8 protein-coding genes are annotated in these 17,080 nt (G+C 45.4%); 2 read left to right on the top strand and 6 right to left on the bottom strand.

Features of this window, described 5'->3' with window-relative positions:
- The first annotated feature begins 452 nt into the window (after positions 1-452).
- A complete protein-coding gene (locus tag AB840_RS15850) occupies positions 453-1,094 on the top strand; it encodes a prepilin peptidase (RefSeq protein ID WP_053078195.1) in 642 nt (213 codons plus the stop codon).
- 9 nt (positions 1,095-1,103) lie between these two features.
- Here the strand turns inward: AB840_RS15850 and AB840_RS13525 are convergent, their stop codons facing one another.
- From AB840_RS13525 to AB840_RS16825, 6 genes are all read right to left on the bottom strand, one after another.
- The gene (locus AB840_RS13525) at positions 1,104-2,759 is read right to left on the bottom strand and encodes a sensor domain-containing diguanylate cyclase (RefSeq protein ID WP_048515376.1); all 1,656 of its coding nucleotides are present in this window, start codon (positions 2,757-2,759) and stop codon (positions 1,104-1,106) included.
- A gap of 103 nt (positions 2,760-2,862) precedes the next feature.
- Positions 2,863-3,777, bottom strand: a complete 915-nt coding sequence (locus AB840_RS13530) for a GGDEF domain-containing protein (protein ID WP_078791828.1) — start codon at positions 3,775-3,777, stop codon at positions 2,863-2,865.
- Positions 3,778-4,114: 337 nt separating this feature from the next.
- Positions 4,115-5,350, bottom strand: a complete 1,236-nt coding sequence (locus AB840_RS13535) for an HD-GYP domain-containing protein (RefSeq protein ID WP_048515378.1) — start codon at positions 5,348-5,350, stop codon at positions 4,115-4,117.
- 57 nt (positions 5,351-5,407) lie between these two features.
- Complete coding sequence (locus AB840_RS13540; RefSeq protein ID WP_048515379.1) at positions 5,408-6,772, bottom strand: pilus assembly protein TadG-related protein; 1,365 nt, start codon at positions 6,770-6,772, stop codon at positions 5,408-5,410.
- 45 nt (positions 6,773-6,817) lie between these two features.
- Positions 6,818-8,119, bottom strand: coding sequence for an EAL domain-containing protein (locus AB840_RS13545; protein WP_048515380.1), 1,302 nt, complete (start codon positions 8,117-8,119; stop codon positions 6,818-6,820).
- 372 nt (positions 8,120-8,491) lie between these two features.
- Positions 8,492-16,543 carry an ESPR-type extended signal peptide-containing protein gene (locus AB840_RS16825; RefSeq protein ID WP_072061855.1) on the bottom strand — a complete coding sequence of 2,684 codons (8,052 nt, stop codon included), beginning with the start codon at positions 16,541-16,543 and terminating at the stop codon, positions 8,492-8,494.
- Between the two features lie 119 nt (positions 16,544-16,662).
- On the opposite strand from AB840_RS16825, the gene AB840_RS16830 reads away from it, so the two are divergent.
- Complete coding sequence (locus AB840_RS16830; RefSeq protein WP_053078196.1) at positions 16,663-16,923, top strand: helix-turn-helix domain-containing protein; 261 nt, start codon at positions 16,663-16,665, stop codon at positions 16,921-16,923.
- Positions 16,924-17,080: the final 157 nt, after the last annotated feature.

The raw sequence follows: 17,080 nt of genomic DNA on the forward strand, positions 1-17,080 counted from the left end.
CGTTGGAACATTGCTCAGGTATTTCTCCAAGTCGATTTCCTCCATAAATCGGTCAAAAACCAGCACAGGATCGCAGATATTCAGACAATCTGAAATAAACAGTGGCAAAATAGCCTGTTTTGTTTTAAAATAATTGATGGTTGAATTTTTCATTAGTTACGTAAAATTTTACCACAAAATGAGGATCACCGGCTCTTTCGAGCCAGTGATCCTCATTCGTTTTTATAGGGGCGTTATTTCACAGCCCCTATAGCACAGTACAGCAGTGCTATCCATTTCAAGTTAGTAACATACGTATAAAGTATAATTTTCACCATGTAAATTGTCAAGTTGAAATAACGTGTATACAGAAATTAAGCACTTCTCCATATATCATTTAGGAATTTCTTCTATTCAGCATTCTCCATGACCGCACTATGGAAAATGATAACGCTTTTTTACGAGGTATATCCATGAAACCATTTCTCTCTGTTTCCCTGCTGCTGTGTATTCCTATCTTAGCGTATGGGGCTGCCGGCCTGTTGAACCATTGTATTCTGCTGGGGTATAAAAAATCTCCGTCCGAGCTGGAATTTCCCTCCCGGCTATCGGACTCACACACGCGCCGCACTTATTTGTTTACAGGCTGCCTTCTTTCTTATTGTATCGCGTGGTGGCTCGCCGCCTCCTGGATTACATTTGCCGTCTACCTTTTTTATATGTCTATTTTAACCGCCGTTGTTGTCATGGATTTTGAACAGCAGCTTATTTTAAATCGTTTTATTCTTTCCCTTACAATACTGGCGCTGCTGGCAACGCCGGTTCTTCCGGCAGCATTTCTGCCGCGAATATTGGCAGGGGGCGCAGGCTTCCTCATCTTCTTATGTCTCGCCATGATTACGCGAGGCGGTATAGGCGGCGGAGATATCAAGCTGATCGGTGCGCTGGGCCTGTTTCTCGGCCCGGACCGACTCCTCTTTACCATCATCATCGGAGTCGTTGCCGGCGGACTGGTCAGTCTCTGCCTGCTGCTCACCCGAAAAAAGAAGCGTACGGATATGATCGCTTACGGTCCTTACTTTGCCATAGCCGCAGCCTTCTCTCTCTTCCTCTGAATCTCCCCATCACCAACAGATGCGATTCCGGCCGGCTGCTTTGGCCTCGTACAATTTTTTATCTGCTCGTCCCACACAATCTTCCATCGCTTCATTTTTATTCTTGGCGGCAATTCCCAAACTTATCGTGACTGCTATTCCACAGGTAAACGCATAGGTCTCTATCGTCTTTCTGATCATTTCAGCAAGAAGCCGCGCCGACTCTATATCTGCAGTGTACAAAATAATCAAAAATTCTTCTCCGCCCCACCGGATCGCATCGTCCTCTTTTCTGACACACCGTTTGAGAATATCAGCAACTTCCCTCAAAAGAACATCTCCCGCATTATGCCCATACGTGTCATTCACCGCCTTAAAGCGATCAATATCCGCCATCACCACGGCTACAGGCAGATTATTTGCTTCATGCTGTTCAATTTGCAGCATACTAACCGTATCAAAATAATTTCTGTTATACAATGTTGTCAGGCGATCTGTGTCCGCCTCTTTTTTTAATTGCTGAATGACATGCCGCCGCTGCCGTATTTGCTGCACAATACCGGCAGTAAATAAAATGGATTCCCCTGCAAGAGCCGGATAGATCAAATTAGCGGTCACGTGATTCCATGGCAGGATGCCAAAGCATCCCATTACATACAAATATATGCCCAAAAACATCAACATTGTGCCAACGATAAAGTGTATCGGCGTATGCTGCCGCCAATATGCATATAACACCGTAACCAGCCCAATCGTACATATCCCCATTACCCCGATATGCAGCGGCACAACGATCCCCGGTGTTTGTACAATTCCAATAAAAAAAGTGAGGACCAGCATAACACCCAGCATACCTCGATATGCCCTGACCAGCCATAGCGGCAGATGCATAATGCCAAAATACTTATACTGAAAAAACATTCCCATCAAGCATGTCATAAATCCCCAAAAACAGCCTGCATATACATTCGTCTGCCCCCACAGCAGCTGGGGTATGCCGGACAGCTGCAGCAGCATATTAATAGACGCCATCATTAGCAGCACATGCACAGAATATTCGCAATGACGGCTGTAAAAAGCAAGAATCAGGTTCAATGCCAATAATCCCATCAATAGTGAAACATTGAACATACGAAAGGCAAATAACCAATTCTGCAGCCGTGTAAAATCATCCTCCCGACTGATGCGGAATAAAAGCGCATTACCAATGCTATCACCAGATAATTGAATATACATATACGAATTTCCGGGCACACTGGCCGGCACTGCTGCCGAAGAATAAATATCATCATTCTGAACACGAAGAGCTTGCCATATTCCCTGAACAGATGCATAGGCTGAATGGATACGCCAATACTCATGCGCGGTGTACAATCGCACCATTTCGCCCCGCTCGCCCTCAGGCAGCTGAAGCCGTACCCAAATATACCTTCGCTCCCAGCCCGGTACAGGCTGAACAGCTGAAAAATCCTTCTCCGGTGCCCCCAGCACATGGGTAAAAGAGGCGGTATTGGCATCGGGAGCATGCCAATAGCGAACATGTCCGGCAGCGATCGTATGCAGCTGTAAAAAAGAAAAATCCACATTCCCTATATGGAGTACAAAGGGAATAGCCATCCCCATCATAATCAAAACAACTGCTAATTTTACAAAAATTCTTTCAAACCATCCTTGCGTCCCGTTCATATATACTATGATGCCCCTTTTACTTCTAAAACAATGCAGTCACTAAACAACATATTGTTTTAAATATATGGAACCCAATACCTTCGGCAGCAACAGTTTAACGTCATATTCCATACATCGTGCAATGCAGATTTTGATCCCGTGCAGATTTTGCTTTATATAAATTTTCATCGGCCTTCTTGATCCATGCATCCATATCCATCCCCGGCTGCAAACTGCATACTCCCATGCTGTAGGTCGTTTTGATCTTATTTCCCGCATGTATGATTGAGTAATTTTCTGTAATAGTACATAAATTTTCAGCAAATCCATACGCCTGTTCAAATGTCATCTGCTCCAAATAGATCAAAAATTCATCACCGCCATATCGCGCGGCCCAGCAGGTACTATGGGGCAGCTGCTTCTGCAGCAGCTTTGCAAATTGCCGCAGTGTAACATCGCCGCCCTGATGCCCATACGTATCATTGATGATCTTAAAAAAATCAATATCAATCATCAACAAATATGCCGGGGTCTGTGCAATGTGATGTTTAACGATTTCCACAGGCAGTCTTTCATTAATAAACCGGCGATTAAAAACACCTGTCAATTCATCTCGAACAACGGCATCATTCAACCGCAGCACGGCTTCGGCAAAATTTTCTTCTTCATTGCTGACAATGCTGTTCCATGTGCTTTCATGCGTAATATTATGCACAAACTCCAGTACATAATTACGTTCTTCCTCTTTTTCGCACAATAGCGGACTTGCCGTAATCATATATAATTCCTCATGAACCGCTTCAAATTTTGTAAAAGTCTTCTTCTCCTTCAGTGCTCGTACAGAAATACAGTTATCACAAAACCTATCCTTGGTCCAAAAATCATAACAGGAAGAATTATCCAACAGGCTCGTCTGTCCAGACATAGCCGCCTTCCATACAACCCGGTTAGAAACTGGATCCACAATCCGTACCGCATCATACATATTCGAGAGTAAAGATACTCCATACTTTATATCTGTCAACGTGGGTATCATTTTTAAATTCCTTTCACAGCATACGAAAAACGCAGCATACTACAAGATACAAGGGATATACCTCGTTCATTATTATTATCCAGTACTATTATTCTTGGAATCATTATATCATCTTTACCATAATTTAGAAGAGAAATCGTGGTCTTTTTTAACGGAATAAATAAAAAAGACCACCGCATTCTTTATCCGCTTCATATGCATACCGTTCAAGGAATTAAAATTTTCCTGACACCGTAGAAACTGGCAGATAAATAAAATCCACTACCATGATTATATATGCAAATAGACGATTATGCGATGGCCTCTTCAGTACCATTTTATTTTATTCATGTCCTCCTTATTGACCGGAGGTTTTTTTAACTAATGTATTTAATTCCTGCTCATTAACAAACAGCAACTCAACCAAGCTTTTATCTATCTTGCCGCGTTCGGCCATGCCGGTCATAATATGCCGTACTTCTCCCCATGAAAAATCAGCATGATACGGACGCCGTTCCGTCAGTGCCGTAAAAATATCGGCAACTGCCACAATCCGCGATCCCAAGGATAATTCCCTGGCGCCCAAATGGAACGGATACCCTTCCCCATCCAGCGTTTCATGATGGTAAGCTGCCCATTTGGCAATAATTTGAAGACCCTCAATCGCTTGAAGAATTTGATACGTATAATAGGGATGCTGTTTAATAATAAAAAATTCTGATTTTGTAAGTTTATCCGGTTTAGTTAATATTTCATTGGACACAGCCAGCTTTCCCAAATCATGAAGAAGACCGGAAATCCGCAGCAAGATGACCTCATCTTCAGAAAACCCCTTGGCCCGTGCCACATATTCTGATACATCCGCCACCCGATGAGAATGTTTGCCCGTAAAGGGATCATTACGATCTACAATGGTAGCCCATATATCCGCGATTTCCATAATATCTTCAATAGAATACTGTGACTTACCGTAAATAGAAATACTATCAAAAAAGTTTTGAAAACTAAAAGGATTGGCAATATCCAGCCAAAAGGCCTCTTTGCGAGATACTCGTTCAAATATATTGACTAGCTGGGGATCAAAAATTGTACCACTGTGCGCTTGAATATACTCCACAACCTGTTTGTATTGCGTGAAAATAAATTCATTGTCGCGCACAGAAATCTCTATCGCATCAGCCAGACAAATGATTCGGCTAATAAGCGGAATTGCTTCTCCGGTCAATCGGACCGGATTGCTACCCATCCCGTTCCAGGCATCGTGATGATGCCTGATATAAGGTGCCAGCCGTTTAAACAGCCGGGATTCCTTCAGCAACTGATATCCGTGCTCTGCATGCTGGTACATGCGATCATTTCCCTGTTGATGCAATGATAAAAGATGTTCTTTCCATGAAACATTCGTACCTATATCATGAATCAGTGCCGTATATATCAAATCCTGCTTTTCCTCTGCATCCAGTGCAAGCTCATCCGCCATATATGCGGCAATGAGAGCCACCCGCCATTGATGTTTTTGTACTCCACCCAAAGACAGCTCTAACGCTGCAGAAAATCCTTGCAATAATTCCACTGGATTCAACACAAAAAACATAGTCCTCACCTTTTCCTCTTCATCAATAGATTAGCACACCTTATGCTTGAATCGTGTTTATGATACATATTTATTATCATCAATCAGTTTGATACTTCCCTTGGTACTGCTGGAAGAGCTATTTCCAGAGTCAGAAGTACTACTGCTAAAATTCGAAGAACTAGAATAGACAATCTGCTGTCCCCACGAAGTAAATTTAACATTCTTCCCTACCAGACTCCCCGTCACCGTCGCTCCGCTGCCATCAACCAACACCGTTCCATTGGGAGCGTAAGCCCATACATTTACAGCTACGCTATTTTGTAAAGATATATTTCCATTTTCAGATATAAGCATAAGATTATTATCCTTTGTATTCTGAACATTTGCCTGTATATTCCCATTTAAGGAAATAACAACAAGTGCCTCACTAAGCTTTTCCTGAACATTGACCTGGACATCACCACTCACAACAATAAGCGTATAATTTCTATCATATTGATTCGTCAACCCGGTATAGTTGTTCACAGAATTCGTATAAAAGCTTTGAGACGAGCCAGTATAATCACTATAAACATGCGTTGTACTATTAGTTTCAGCAGCGGCGGTCTGTTTAGCCGCAATATACTTACTCATAACACTATTATTCGCCAGCGAAATATCCTTTTTATCACCATATTGAGGAACAATATCAATATTGTTGCTGCCATCTTCTATCGTATAATATCCTTGCGTACTAACGCCCTTTTGATTGGTGTACCACCCATATATTCCCCATATAGAAGTCCCCGTATATCCGATAACCTCTCCTGATGTAATAGCAGCTGCCCAATGATTATCCATAGTAATGGTTCCGTTCGTTTGTACGTTTCCAGTAATAGTAATGCCCGTTGTATTAAAATAAATATTCTGATCCCCCAAAATCACATTGCCGAACAATCCACCAAATTCATCAGAAGTTCCCGAAGATCCACCTGGCGTATATTCCGCAGTCGCCACCACAGCTACTGGAAATGTCGTAAAACCAAAAAATTTTAAAAAGAACGTCGGTACCCGTTCCCCCAGCGTAACCCGCAGCGTTGTGCTGCCATTGGTTTGCTTTATGGCATTCGTAAGAGCGTATATACTGTTTTCCGTATCAGGAATGCTTGCATCTGTACTTTCACTCGAGCTGACCGTAATGGTATTATCAGCAGCGCTATTCCGTTGTATATATGTTTTCACCACACTATTGACATCGGTAGTATCATCATCTGACTGCGCAGCTCCTGCAAGCGCCGCCGCATCCGCCGCATTTTGCAAGGCCGTTTTGGCCACATACGCATACCCGACATCAACAGCCAATGCCCCTGCCGCAAATAATAATGGCAGTATAACTGCAACAAAGACAAAAACATAGCCCTGTTGACCAGCTGTATATTGTTTAATTTTTTGTATTATCATCACATATCATCCTGCCGTCCATTATTTCATGGCACAAATGCCTGCTTAAAGTAATTTCAAAAATTCCTCCAGCGAAACCGGTTTAGAAAAGTAATAGCCCTGCATATGTTCACAGCCTATATCCTGTAAAAAACGATATTGTTCTGCTGTTTCTACACCCTCTGCCAGCGTTTTCACACCCAACCGTTTTATCATATGGATCAAAGAAGACATAATAATTTTACGCTGCGCCGTATGAATCGGCCCCGTCAAAAAGTGCAAATCAAACTTGATAAGATCAAACTCCAGCTCATGAAGCAGACTTAAGGAAGACAACCCGCTTCCAAAATCATCCATCCACACATGATATCCGTGTTGCCGCAATTCATGAACCTGCCTTCGAATCGCGGCCTGTTCATTTCCAAAGGATCGCTCCGTAATTTCCAGCTTCAGATACTCCCGCGGTACCTTATATTGAGTCCTGATTTTTTCAATTCGTTTTAACACATTATGCTGTTCAAAATCTATGCGGGACAAATTGACAGACACGGAAAAAAGATACTCCGTCTGCCCCTTGAGTCTCCAATAATCCCTGCATACTAATTCTATAATATAAAAATCAAGTTTAGCAATCAAACGGGCATTTTCCAACGTCACAATAAATTCGTTTGGAACCATAAAACCATATTCAGGATCGTCCCAGCGAGCCAACGCCTCTGCGCCGCATATATGTTGCGTACCACCGCAAATAATAGGTTGATAATATACGATAAGATGCTTCTTTTTGATAGCAGAATCAATATGCCGGACAATATAATCTCTCCGTTTAAGAGTATCATCCATCATAACATCATAGTAACAGAAAATACAATCATACTCATTTCTAATGCTCTCATCCGCTGTTTTTGCATATTCACAGGCAATTACAGGAGGTATGGTAGTATTTTGCAAAACATATAATCCGGCCTTAATTTCTACATGCGTATCACCTGTTTGACTCCACATCGTATCATGAAAGATTCGTATCGTCTCTTCCACATCTTCCTGATCCGTCATAACAACAAAATATTCTCCAATATAATGTGCCGCCAAAGAGTTCGGGAAATAGCGTTGTATGCAGTTTCCCATCACTCTCAATATGTGATCACTACCATAAAGGCCGCTTTCTGCATGTATAACTCTAAAATTTTCTATATTAAAAAATATATAGATAATACGAGTTTTCTCGGTCGCTCTTATCTTCTGAATATCCGCCGCTAATCTGATAAAGCATTCCATATTCAGCAATCCTGTCGGCGCATCCATATCTTTTTCGTTTAGAACTTCGCCGGGCACCCCAAAAGGGGATGTATCATTTATATCAGACACAGCCAGTACCTCTAAATTTCTTAAGCAATTTTTCACTAATCAATACTGTTGAAATATGTATAGATAAAAGCTTTCGTTACTGCAGAGAAAACAATTTCCCACATACAGCCCAAAAGGTAGTTTTTGTGCTTTCTCATGATGTACAGCGCCTAATACAATCAAAATGATTTACTTTTATCTATATTATCCATGACAAATGATAACATGTTGTTCTTTAACATTAAGTATAACCAAATTACTTTCTTTGAACAAGACTATTTTAAAATAAAATGTAATATGTAATACAAAACCACAATAGGACTAAAAAAAAAATTCATGGACACAAGAAGCCCTGTGTCCATGAATTCATTAATAGTTTATAAGCAAATAATATTATTTATTCACGCGAACCCGTTCAATGGTCGGATTTCCATTTTTATCTCTGGTAATCGTATCCACACGAATACGTTCTAATTCCGGCTTGAATTCACCGATAAGCTTGCTGTCGACTGCAATTCCTTTCTGCATTACCCGGTAGATGATCTGCGCAAATTCATATCTTGTCATCGTACGATCGCCGCCAAAGGTTCCGTCCGGATATCCTTCAATCAGGCCTTGTGCCGCCATTGCTTTAATCGTTTCATATGCCCAGTGATTCTTCGGAACATCGGGGAACATAACCGTAGTGTCAGGCTTGACCGCCTGCACACCTACCAAAGAATTCACCATTGCCGCCAGCTGTTGTATTTGTTCCGCCTGCTGGGCAACAACAGCTCTCACATCTTTCAATTCCTTGGCCATAGCAACTCGTGAGGTAGACACATGATTTCCCTGTCCCAATTTAAAGCTGACGCCCGCATTGACCATATTTTCTCCGTTGCCAAAATTACCGCCGACACTGAACATCGTATCCTCATTGGGCCGGTAAAACGCACCGACAGCTACTGCAGTTGCATCTCGGTAATTGCCAAATCCAGCCGCAAAATCCCACTTATTGTCAGGATCAAAATCCAGCGGATGGAGAGCTGCCAATGCTGCCGCACCAGCCCCTACCTTATTAACTCGATTATCAAGTTTATTGATAGAGTTGCCCAATATGTTGATACTTTGACTGTTATTGATAACTGCCTGGTTCGTAGCATAGAGCTGACTGCCATTGACCGCATCGGTAGAATCGGATGACAACGTCCCGGCCGTTACGTTGGTAATTTTTGTTCCCCCGTCACCGGCTAACGTAATCTGTCCTTTGTTTACTGTTCCATCTTCATTGCGGTCATACTGCACAGTCCGGTCATCCAATACCTTCAGTTGATCTTCTGAAGCCGCCTGGCCGCTCACATAATTATCGGGTTCCCATGTTTTATTGGTCAGCCCGTTCACGGTGCCGGTAGAACCGTTTCCATTGATTGTCACGTTGCCGATTGTTCCGGTTCCCTGCGTTCCGTCAAAGGATACCTTAGTTCCGGCACTGATCGTTCCAGCCGTCCCATCGATTTTCACTGCATTATCACCGGTGCCGGCTGTAATAGTGCCTCTGGTTCCATCCATAGTAACCGCATTCGCACCACTTCCCAATGTCACCGTATCATTCAACGCCACATTATAATCCGTATGTCCGTCTGTTCCATCTACCGTAGGTGTAACCGTAATGTTCTTTCCTGCAGATACAGTTGATTTTGCCGCTGCGGCTGCTTTATCCACCGTATCATTTAGTTGGTCTACATTAACTGCGTCCGTTCCATCCACCCCGGCTGCTACATTCGTTATCTTGTTGCCGCCGTTATCCAAACCGCTGCTGGTCAAAGATACATTTTTACCGTTGGAACCGGCAATGCTCACTCCATTTCCGGTGACTGACGTCGTATTGCCGGCAGCATCTTTGGTAGTCATACCTGTTGCAGTAACAGACGTGCTGTTTCCCTTGCCGTCTGCCGTAGTCAGACCATTGGTATCCATCTTGGTATTCCCAGCCGTCACGCTTTCCACATTGATATCCTTATTCAGATTTACCTGATAGTCCGTATGACCGTCTGCCGCTGTAGAAGAGGTTACGGTTGTATTCACACCGTCAGATACCGTTGTTTTTGATCCGGCTGCCGCTTTATTCAATTGGCTGACATTGACGGCATCGTTATCGGCTTTCCCGTCTGCTACATTGGTAATTTCCTGTCCGCCGTTATTCAGACCTGTATTGGTGAGGGATACCGCGGAAGATCCGCTCCCTATGGTGATACCGCTGTTATTCATCACCGTGTTGCCCGTAGTAAGGCTGTTGAACACCGCGTCATCGGCCATCTGGATTTCCAAATCACCGTTCTGGTTCTTTACCGTCTTGATATTTTTCGACGACGTCGTGCCGTTTCCTGTATACCCGCCTACAATATTCAGCTGATCTCCCAGATTCTTATGGATAACCGTACCGTCATTACCGGCAAAGTCTAATCCTGCATTTGTCACAGTAGAGGCTGCCAGTTTCAGCTGATCTTCCGTCGCAGCTTGACCACTTACATAGTTGTTAGGATCCCAGGTTTTGTTAGTCAACCCGTTCACGGTTCCGGTAGAACCATTCCCATTAATGGTCACATTGCCTATCTTTCCGGTTCCATTGACCCCATCCAGCACCACATTTGTACCTGCCTGAATCGTACCCTTCGTACCGTCCAGGGTAACCGCATCGGCGCCGCTTCCCAGTGTCACCGTATCATTCAGATTTACCTTATAATCCGTATGACCGTCTGCCGCTGTAGAAGAGGTCACATGCGTATTGGTACCGTCAGACACAGTAGTAGTGGCTTTAGCGGCCGCCGTATTCAACTGACTCACATTGATGGCATCGTTATCGGCTGTCCCGTCTGCTACATTGGTAATTTTCTGTCCGCCGTTATTCAGACCTGTATGGGTGAGGGATACCGCGGATGATCCGCTCCCTATGGTGATACCGCTGTTATTCATCACCGTATTGCCTGTGGTGACGCTGTTGAACACCGCGTCATCGGCCATCTGGATTTCCAGATTTCCATCATTGTTCTTGACTGTCTTAACATTGGTTGAAGAGGTAGTTCCCGTACCGTTGTAACCGCCTACGATGTTTAGCTGTTCTCCCAGAGTCTTATGAATTACTTGTCCATCATTGCCGGCAAAATTCAATCCCGCACTATTGAGTGTTGTGCCCACTTGTTTCAGCTGATCTTCCGTCGCAGCTTGACCACTTACATAGTTGTTAGGATCCCAGGTTTTGTTGGTCAACCCGTTCACGGTTCCGGTAGAACCGCTGCCGTTAACGATCACATTGCCGATGGTCCCGCTGCCGTTCACACCATCCAAAGACACCTTCGTACCGGCCTGAATCGTACCATTGGTACCGTTGACAGTCACTGCATTATCTCCGGTTCCGGCAGTAACTGTGCCCTTCGTACCGTCCAGAGTAACCGCATCGGCGCCGCTTCCCAGCGTCACCGTATCATTCAGATTCACCTGATAGTCCGTATGACCGTCTATCGCTGTAGAAGAGGTCACATGCGTATTGGTACCGTCAGACACAGTGGTAGTGGCTTTGATGGCCGCTGTATTCAACTGACTGCCATTTACCGCATCCGTAGAAGTCGCTGACACGGTGCCTGCCGCCACATTGGTAATTTTCTGCCCGCCGTTATTCAGACCTGTATTGGTGAGGGATACCGCGGAAGATCCGCTCCCTATGGTGATACCGCTGTTATTCATCACCGTGTTGCCTGTGGTAAGGCTGTTGAACACCGCGTCATCGGCCATCTGGATTTCCAAATTACCGCTCTGATTCTTTACCGTCTTGATATTTTGCGACGACGTCGTACCGTTTCCTGTATACCCGCCTACAATATTCAGCTGATCTCCCAAATTCTTATGGATGACCGTACCGTCATTACCGGCAAAATTCAGCCCAGCATTGGTCACCGTCGTATTCGAAGTATTCACCGCCAATTTCAACTGATCTTCCGTGGCAGCCTGTCCGCTTACATAGTTATTGGGATCCCAAGTCTTATTCGTCAGCCCATTCACTGTACCTGTCGTACCGCTGCCGTTAATGGTCACATTTCCCACAGTTCCGCGTCCATTCACTCCGTCCAGAGACACCTTCGTCCCCGCCGTGACTGCACCGGCTATCCCGTCTACCGTCACCGCATTGGCACCGCTTCCCAAGGTAATCTTATCATTCAGATTCACCTGATAGTTTGTATGTCCGTCTGTCGCTGTTGTGGAGCTAACCGTTGTATTGGTCCCATTGGATACTGTGGTAGTGGCTTTGGCGGCCGCTGTATTCAGCTGACTGACATTCACCGCATCTGTACCATTGACTCCAGCCTTCACATTGGTTATGGTATTGTTGCCATTACTCAGCCCATTATTAGTGAGAGATACCGCGGAAGATCCGCTCCCGATAGTCACTCCGTTTGTATTCATCACCGTATTGCCTGTGGTGACGCTGTTTAGTCCCGTCAGATCTTTTGCCAACTGTACGGTCAGTGTATTAGTATCTGTGCTGGCTACGACACCAATATTATTGGAGGAAAGATTATTCAAGTTCGCTCCTCCGGTGATTTTAACAGCCTGATCCGAGCTGCGCTGAATCACATTTTTGTCCAATGCACTGGAACTGCCCACTGTAGAGTTATCTCCGGCAAAGCGCAAAGGTTGTGTCAATGTATACAGCTGGCTGCCATTTACGGCATCTGTACTGGTGGACGAAACAAGACCGGCTGACACATTCTGAATCCGTCGTTCGGAACCGACAGACCCAACGGTCACTACACCTGCTGCATTTGCTCCTGCAAAGGTATAATTCCCGCTGCCAATGGTAACAGAAGAATATGAATTGACACCTGCCGTCGTACTGCTGGCATCACTACCGGTTACATAGGCGGAATTACTGCCCAGGTAGACAGAATTAGCCAGACCGGCGGTCACATTATTTCCTAAGATGAATACGCCATCAAGGTTGGAATCCGTATTATTATTGCCGATAATCCGATTTCCCGATCCATATACCGTATTATTTCCGCCAAAGACACCGGAACCTGCCGCCGTGTCAATCGTTCCATCAGCAATTCCCGCTGCATTCAAATTCTTTTTCCCTACCGTATTGCCATGTCCGATGACATCGGCATCTTGTGCGGTAACCGTATTGCTATTACCCAAAATACTGGTATTCACCGTATTATAGGAATGGGTTATCCCGTTGGGATCTGTCACTGTTGTGCCTACCGTATTGCTGTTGCCCATAATGCTGGAATTAGTACCTCCTACCGTACCGTTTCCATTGCCCACTACATAAGTGTCTGACCCAGTCAGTGCCTGACCCGTCTGATTCGTATCCGTGGACATGGACGTACCAATCAAGCCGGAGTGCGTTCCGCTGACAGCAGAATTTTTACCGATTACGGTAGACGCAGTGCCGCTGCTACTGGCATTGGTGCCTACGGCAATGGAGGACTCGTTTGTAGCACTGGAGGTATTTCCCTGTGCAAAGGCATTCACACCGGATGCATGGGCATTTTTCCCGAGAGCCACGGCCTGATCCGAAGTAGCCTGTGCCTGATCTCCAATGGCAATAGCGCTGTTCACGGTGGTAGACGTACTATTCTGCACTTCCGTCAACGCATAATTGCCGAGTGCAATGGAATTATTTCCGGCACTGCTAGCGGAAGAACCGATAGCAATAGAAGACTGTCCATACGCCGTAGCTTGCCGATCCAACGTGGTATTGGAATTGCCGATGGCAATACTGTTGGTGCCTTGTGCTTTCGTATTATCACCGATAGAGATACTGCGATCTCCTACAGCCGTAGCCGCCGGACCGGCGGCAATAGCATTTTCTCCCGTAGCACCTGTATTATCCTGGTTACCTGATTCATTGGAATTGACACTGTAATATTTTGTCTGACTGTCAGCAATGGCGCTGTTCATCTGCCCCAGATTCACGGCCTGATCACTGAAGGTAGCAGCAGTAACCTTACTGATAGTCCCTCCTGCATTGATGTTGGTTTTATTACTGTCTGTATACGTCACGGCATTGGCTGTTGCCACTTCAATCTCCTTACCGGTTACCTTTCCCATAGCCTCTGCCAGAGTGTTAGACTCATGAACATTTCCATCCTTATCAGTAAGATAAAACTTACTATAGCTTCCATCTGGATTCAATGTGACGTTTCCACCAATCAGAGCGGCTACGCTGGTCTGTGCTGCTTTCAACTGGTTCACGTTAACTGCATCGGTTCCATTTGAACCGTCGGCCACATTGATGATCCGCCGCTGAAAAGTTATATCTCCTTCACTGGAACCCACAGAAACGACTCCGTATATTCCTGCTGCCTGCCCAGTAAGATATGCGATTCCGGAAGAGTCTGACCGGCTGGCCGCAGAATTATGCCCTAGAGCGATGCTATTGTCCGCGGCTTTTGCACCATCACCGACAGCCACTCCCGAAGAGCCATTTGCTTGAGCGGCATATCCTACCGCCACTGAATTGTTACCAACGGCAGCTGCCTTATATCCCAGCGCCGTGGCTGCCGAAGACGCCGTAGTAGACGCCCCGACCGCCGTGCTGTGACTACCGCTGCCACTCTTATTGGCTTCATAACCGATGGCAGTATTGGCATCGCCGTCGACAGAACTACCGGCACTGCTCCCCATGGCTACGTTGAAATCACCGGATACATCATTCCCTGCATTCAACCCAATTGCTGTATTTTCATTGCCGCTCCCATTCCGGCCTGCATTAGCACCTATGGAAATGCGGTTCTGCTGATCCTTAGCCGTAGATCCTGACTGTGTTCCCACGCCGGCGGAAGCACCTAAAGAAATATCATTAGTCCCGCTCGCCTGAGAAGATGCCCCCAGCGCCACACTGTCACCACCACTGGCGCTGGCAGAATCACCGATAGCTGCCGCACTGCCTCCGGCAGCAGAAGCATGACTACCGACAGCTGTTGCACTGCTTCCAGCGGTACTGGCTGAAGTTCCCAATGCAGTACCATTGGTACCGCTGGCAGACGCACTTGCGCCTAAGGCCAGTGCCTGATCTCCCACAGCCTGTGCCGAATCGCCGACTACAGTTGAGCGCTTGCCATTGGCTCCGCTCTTCTGCCCAATGGCAACAGCACCGTCCTGGGATGCCTTCGCTGTATTTCCTACAGCTATCGCCCCGGTGGTACCGGATGAGGTACCCGCATTCACGCCCAGTGCCAGTGATTGATCGCCGTCTGCCGTCGTATTCAGTCCCAATGCCACTGCCTCAGAACCGCCGGATACAGCACCACTGCCAACTGCCACGGCATCACTACCTGTAGCAGAAGCCTCTGTTCCCGTAGAATTGGCTTTGAAATACTTCATAGATTCATCAATGGCATTAGTCATTTGTCCTTTATTGACTGCATCTGTATCAGCCGTTCCGGCCGCTACATTGGTAATCTTGTTGCCGCCGTTATTTAAGCCCGTACTGGTCAGAGACACAGCGGTACTGCCACTACCGATGGTCACTCCATTGGTATTCATAACAGTATTTCCGGTAGTTACACTGCCTAAAGAAATAGCGTCATTCAGATTCACCTGATAGTTCGTATGGCCGTCTGCCGCTGTGGAAGAAGACACAGTGGTATTTGTACCATTGGATACCGTAGTCTTGGATCCGGCTGTTGCCGCATTCATCTGACTGACATTCACCGCATCCGTACCGTTTGTTCCCGCTTTCACATTAGTAATGGTATTACCGCCGTTGTTGAGTCCTGCTGATGTCAGAGACACAGCGGTACTGCCACTGCCGATGGTCACTCCATTGGTATTCATAACAGTATTTCCGGTAGTTACACTGCTTAAAGAAATAGCGTCACTCAGATTGACCTGATAGTTCGTATGGCCGTCTGCCGCTGTGGAAGAAGACACAGTGGTATTTGTACCATTGGATACCGTGTTCTTCGAAGCGGCTGCCGCTGTATTCATCTGATTGACATTCACCGCATCCGTACCATTTGTTCCCGCTTCCACATTAGTAATGGCGTTACCGCCGTTGTTGAGTCCTGCTGATGTCAAAGACACGCCATTGACGCCGCCGACGGTCACTCCATTGGCATTCATGATCGTACTGCCTGTAGTCACGCTATCTAAAACAATATTATCATTCAGATTCACCTTATAATCCGTATGACCGTCTGTGGCATCCACGGTAGAAGTCGCGGTTGTATTGGCCCCATTGGATACGGTCACAGCGGCCGTATCCGCTGCAAAAACAGGACTGCCTGATAAGACGGCCACCGCCGCCAGAACAGCGGCCCACGTTTTGGCCGACAAAAGTGACATATTCTTTTTGAGTGCCTTCGGTGTTTCCGCCTTAGAACGTCCCTTTGCCAGCTCCGACACGACCTGAAACACTTGCAGTGTTTGATTAAAGACAACCTTGTAAATTTTATTCATCATAACCTCCTAAAAATTTTCCAATATGCATATAACAAGGTATATATAAACTGACCTAGTATACTAAAGTTGTAACACCTCGTGATAGTTTGATAAAATATACTGTATCGGAGGTTGTTACCATGAATCAAAAATATGAGCCTGAGCTCAGGGAAAAAATCATCCGCCTTTATCTGGAAGAAGGTCGGACGCTGAACAGTCTTACCGAGGAATACCATCTCGGCAAAGGCACGTTACGATATTGGCTGAAACATACCCGCGAAGAATGCGACGAACACACGGGACAATCCCATGATATTGTCAATATCTCTTTACACTTTTTCCTCGAGGATATTCGATCTACGCTGCATCCTTCAATGAGCGGTAATACTGTTGTCTCTTAATCATTGGAGGTAATCCTCCATTGGTGGAGCAGATTCTTCGGTTATTCCAGTAACTAATGAAATATCTCCATATAATTGTTTTCATATGTTCAACAGTTGTTTTTGAAGCATTATATCGATTATAGATTAGTTCTTCCTTTAATCTTGCCCACATACT

The organism is Megasphaera cerevisiae DSM 20462, from assembly GCF_001045675.1.
GTDB classification, from domain to species: Bacteria; Bacillota; Negativicutes; order Veillonellales; family Megasphaeraceae; genus Megasphaera; species Megasphaera cerevisiae.